The 3,967-nt window shown below is 44.0% G+C and carries 4 protein-coding genes; 2 read left to right on the top strand and 2 right to left on the bottom strand.

Features of this window, described 5'->3' with window-relative positions; genetic code table 11:
• Positions 1-52 precede the first annotated feature (52 nt).
• Both ACYVTD_RS10335 and ACYVTD_RS10340 read left to right on the top strand, forming a co-directional pair.
• Positions 53-1,153: a BMP family lipoprotein gene (locus tag ACYVTD_RS10335; protein ID WP_461247696.1), complete on the top strand. Its 1,101-nt coding sequence runs from the start codon at positions 53-55 to the stop codon at positions 1,151-1,153.
• Positions 1,143-2,264 carry an ABC transporter permease gene (locus ACYVTD_RS10340; RefSeq protein WP_461247697.1) on the top strand — a complete coding sequence of 374 codons (1,122 nt, stop codon included), beginning with the start codon at positions 1,143-1,145 and terminating at the stop codon, positions 2,262-2,264. The genes ACYVTD_RS10335 and ACYVTD_RS10340 overlap by 11 nt, the downstream gene beginning before the upstream one ends.
• Positions 2,265-2,279: 15 nt before the next feature.
• Here the strand turns inward: ACYVTD_RS10340 and ACYVTD_RS10345 are convergent, their stop codons facing one another.
• Together ACYVTD_RS10345 and ACYVTD_RS10350 are read right to left on the bottom strand one after the other, a co-directional pair.
• Positions 2,280-2,840 carry a rhodanese-like domain-containing protein gene (locus tag ACYVTD_RS10345; RefSeq protein WP_461247698.1) on the bottom strand — a complete coding sequence of 187 codons (561 nt, stop codon included), beginning with the start codon at positions 2,838-2,840 and terminating at the stop codon, positions 2,280-2,282.
• On the bottom strand, positions 2,791-3,762 hold the full coding sequence (locus ACYVTD_RS10350; RefSeq protein WP_461247699.1) for a ThiF family adenylyltransferase: 972 nt from the start codon (positions 3,760-3,762) through the stop codon (positions 2,791-2,793). The genes ACYVTD_RS10345 and ACYVTD_RS10350 overlap by 50 nt, the downstream gene beginning before the upstream one ends.
• Between the last annotated feature and the right edge of the window lie 205 nt (positions 3,763-3,967).

The raw sequence follows: 3,967 nt of genomic DNA on the forward strand, positions 1-3,967 counted from the left end.
TCCCTGGTTCGAATCCGGGTGTGCCCATGGTTTTTTATAAAGGAGTGTATAAATGAAAAAATTGTTGTGCGTGTGTTTGGTTTTAATTTCGGTGTTATCAATATCATGCCAAAAAAAGTCGGCGGGTTCCGCAGGTGATATGGGCGTGACTGTCCGTCTTCTTACGGACGCTTCAGGCGTTGATGATAAATCTTTTAATGCCGCCGCTTGGAGAGGTATTCTTGAATTTTACGGCGATACGGAGAAAAAACCAAAACATAAGGGAAAGGCTTATGATTGGGTTACAACTCAGGATCAAAGTATGTATATTCCTAACCTCAGAATGGTTACCGATGAAGGTTACGATTTGATTATCGTAAATGGTTATACATGGGACGAATCTTTAACTTTGGTTTCCAATGATAACCCTACTCAAAAATATCTTATTGTCGATGTCGATTGGGTAGAAGCCGGCAATGTAATGCAGGCGGTTTACGCCGAGCATGAAGGCTCTTATCTTGTCGGCGTTGCCGCCGCTTTAAAGGCGCTTGAAGACGGCATACCTTCACCGCGCTTTGGCTTTATCGGCGGAATGCAATCTTCGGTTATTACCAAGTTTGAGGTTGGCTATGTGCAGGGTATTCATTCAATTATTCCCGATGCGGAAATTGTGGATTATTATGTAAATAGTTGGAATGATCCGGGTCTTGCGAAAACCCAATCAATGAATTGGTTTGATTCAGGGGTCTATGCTATTTTCTCTGCGGCAGGAAACAGCGGCAATGGCACTATCGCTCAAGCGAAGGAGTACCGCATTGCTGGCAAAAATGTTTGGGCAATAGGAGTAGATTCCGATCAATATGAAGATGGGCTTTACAATAAAAAAGATTCTGCCGTTCTTACATCAATGGTTAAACGTGTGGAGAACAGCGTTGTTTTTGCGCTTAATGCTGTTAAAAATAATACTTTTTCCCCAAGCGTTATAGTTTTTGATTTAAAAGCCGATGGCGTTGGATATTCCGCAAAGAATTCGGCGTTAAGCAAAAATGTAATCGAAAGATTGGAACTTGTAAAAAAACAAGTCGCAAGCGGAAACATTAAAGTAGAGGCGACTTATGCGGATTCTAAACGTCTGCCGGGTTTTCCACAAAATTTAAAGGCGATTGACGACTAAAATTAAAAGATTAGAAGATAAACTTCTTGATATTTTTACAGGTTCAAATGCCGTAATCTCTGTTTTAGTTGTGCTTCTTGGTTTTCTTGTCGCTACGTTACTTATTCTTGTAATAGGGAAAAATCCGTCTGTCATGTATCAGGCTATGTTGCAGGTTGTCAGCGGATTTGATTCCCGGCGTGGCACATGGAATATACGCTATATCGGTGAATGGATAGTAATTTCCATGCCGCTTATTTTATGCGGTTTAAGCATGGGGTTTGGTGTCCGTGCCGGATTATTTAACATCGGGGCGGAAGGGCAGTATATTGCCGGATTAACGGCGGCTCAATTAATCGCCGTTGGTTTTACAAGCTCAGGCGGCGAGAAGTTTCCTGTTCATTTTTCGCTTGCTGTGTTAGGTGCAATGTTTTTCGGGGCGTTGTGGGGCGGCATCTCTGGTTTTTTGAAAGCCAGATATAAAGTATCGGAAGTTGTCTCCACAATCATGATGAACTATATCGCTTTTTTTCTGCACAGATTTATATGCTTAAACATTCCTGGAAGCAACACTTTTAAAACTCCCAATTTTCCTGACAGTGCGTCTCTTTCAAACCCTGCTTTAATGGCAATCACAAACAGATCAAGCCTGAACAACGGTCTTTGGTTTACAATAGCGGCTGTCGTAATTTATTGGCTTATCATGGAAAAAAGCTCGTTTGGTTTTTCTCTTAAAGCGACAGGATTTAACAGAGAAGCGGCATTATACGCCGGTATGCGTGTAAAAACAAATATCACGGCGGCAATGGCAATCTCCGGCGCATTTGCCGGACTTGCTGGCGCTGTTGTTGCGTTAGGAATTTTCAGTTACGGACGAATATTAACATCGTTTGACAATTACGGCTTTGACGGCATTGCAGTCGCTCTTGCCGGTAATTGTTCAGCGTTAGGTATCTCGATAATGGGACTTCTTTTTGGAATGTTAAAATCTGCCCAACCGTTAATGCAATTACGCCAAATCCCAAAAGAAATAGCGTCAATTATAATCGGCTTAGTAGTAATTTTTATCGCATTACGCCCGGGTGTTCAAATGTTTGTGCAGTGGCGGAAGAAAAGCAAATTAAAAAATTAAAATTTTATATTCTTTTTAATAAATAGGCATGCTCTTATCTACATCTCTTGCCCAAGCGTTAAGCCCGTCTTGCAGATTAAGCAGTTTGCCTTTGTAGCCTGCGTCTTGCAAAGTGCGTATCCCTAAAATGCTTCGCTGACCGATTTTGCACAGAAACACAGCGTCTATAGACGTGTCTAATTCTTCCATGCGTCTTTCAAGCTGACCGAGCGGAATAACTACGGCGTTTGGAAATTTTACAATGGCTCGTTCATGAGGTTCTCGTATATCTATAAATTGAATTTTATCTCCGTTATCAAGTCGTTTTTTTAATTCGAGGGCGGTTATAGTATCTATAGGTTTGCTGTCAGTATTTTTTTTCAAACCGCAAAATTGTTCATAATCAATTAATTCATGAATGGTAGGATTTTTTCCGCATACAGGGCAATCGGGGTTCTTATTTAATTTTAATTCACGGAACGACATACGCCATGCGTCAAATAAAAGCAAACGCCCAATAAGCGGCTTTGCCCCGCCCACAATCAGCTTAATTGTCTCTGCCGCCTGAATCGTCCCGATAATGCGCCCCGCCCACAATCAGCTTAATTGTCTCTGCCGCCTGAATCGTCCCGATAATGCCGGGCAGTACCCCCATGACTCCGCCTTCCGCACAAGAAGGAACAAGTCCCGGAGGCGGCGGAGAAGGGTAGAGGCAACGGTAACACGGACCGTCTTTTGCTCCAAAAACTGTCGCCTGTCCGTCGAATTGAAACACGGAGCCGTAAGCGTTCAGTTTACCCAAAAAAACGCAAGCGTCGTTTACAAGGTAGCGAGTTTGGAAGTTGTCGGTTCCGTCAGCGATAATGTCGTAATCGGCAAAAAGTTCCAGAGCGTTTTTGCTTGTAAGCATTTCGTTATGCGTTACAACATTTATCAGCGGATTTATCCCCTTGATTCTGTCCTTTGCCGAAGCGACTTTTGGTCTGCCCACGTCTCTTGTGCTGTGAATAATTTGCCGCTGTAGATTCGATTCGTCCACCACGTCAAAATCCACAAGCCCGATTGTTCCCAATCCTGCCGCCGCAAGATACAAGGCAAGGGGAGCACCAAGCCCCCCCGTACCGACAATGAGAACTTTCGCCGCCTTTAATTTTTTTTGCCCTTCTACGCCTATTTCCGGCAAAAGCAGATGGCGGCTGTACCGCCCGATTTCTTCGTTGGTAAGCTCCGCCTCGCTTTTATCGCCGCTTCCGCCCGCGATTGCCGGGACAATCATCAATTCGCCATTATCGGCAATTGGCGTTTTAAGCCCCTTCAAGCTGTTAATGTTCTCCCCGCCCACGAACAAGTTGATGAAATCGCGAAGATTGCCGTCTTCCGTGAAAAGATGGGGTTTTAAGGCTGGATATGCGTCCGCGAGGGCTTTAATCGCCTCGCCCGCCGTGCCGCCTTTTACTTCCACCTCCGCATTGCGCTCGGTAAAAGCCCTAAGCGCGTAAGGAATAAGTACTTTTATCAAGTTAACCTCCTCTTAAGCCTGACCGCTTGTAAGTGGTCAGGCTATTATAATCGAACGGCTCCGCAAAGCGGAGACGAAACCTCCTTTTATTTAGTATTACAGATTATTACGATAAAATCAATTAATCGTTTCCAGCGTAAAATCACTTCTGTCGGAGGTAAGTTCCCAGCTTGTAAGAATCTGCGCCTTGCCCTTATCCACCGAT

The sequence above is a fragment of the Treponema sp. R6D11 genome (assembly GCF_054786075.1).

Coding starts and splice junctions, on each gene's coding strand:
- ACYVTD_RS10335 (WP_461247696.1), top strand. CDS start 53: ATGAAAAAATTGTTGTGCGTGTGTTTGGTTTTAATTTCGGTGTTATCA.